At 67.7% G+C, this 405-nt stretch carries 1 protein-coding gene; it reads right to left on the bottom strand.

Features of this window, described 5'->3' with window-relative positions; all coding sequences use genetic code 11:
* On the bottom strand, positions 1-232 hold a 232-nt coding region (locus AC2JF9_RS10010), incomplete at its 3' end, for a biotin carboxylase N-terminal domain-containing protein (RefSeq protein WP_500727468.1).
* Positions 233-405: the final 173 nt, after the last annotated feature.

The raw sequence follows: 405 nt of genomic DNA, 5'->3' as shown, positions 1-405 counted from the left end.
CATCCGCACCGACCCGCAGGGCTGCCGCAACGATCTGGTCGATATCCAGATAGGCCGCGACCGGCGTCGGGCCGTCGATCTCAACGATCTTGTCCGCGATGAGGTGCGCGGGGCCGGGCTGTTCGTTCGCATGCCGCAGAACGGAAGTTGCAATGCCCTGCGTCCGCGCGGTGCGCAGGATCCGCGCGGCGACTTCCCCGCGATTTGCGACGAGAAGCTTCTGGATAGGCATGCCTGGTTCGCCCCTCATGCCGCCTGCTGCGCCGACAATCCGTGGCGCGCGGCAAGCTCGGCCGGCACGGACACCCCGATGTCCAGCAGGATCTGCCCATAGCCTTGCCCTGGGGATCGATGCGGACAGAGGCGATGCCGCCGCCGCCGAGGGAGTCGTGCAGCAGGAAGTTC

The sequence above is a fragment of the Lactobacillus sp. C449L genome, from assembly GCF_059900815.1.
This window is presented reverse-complemented; position numbering and strand designations above follow the sequence as displayed.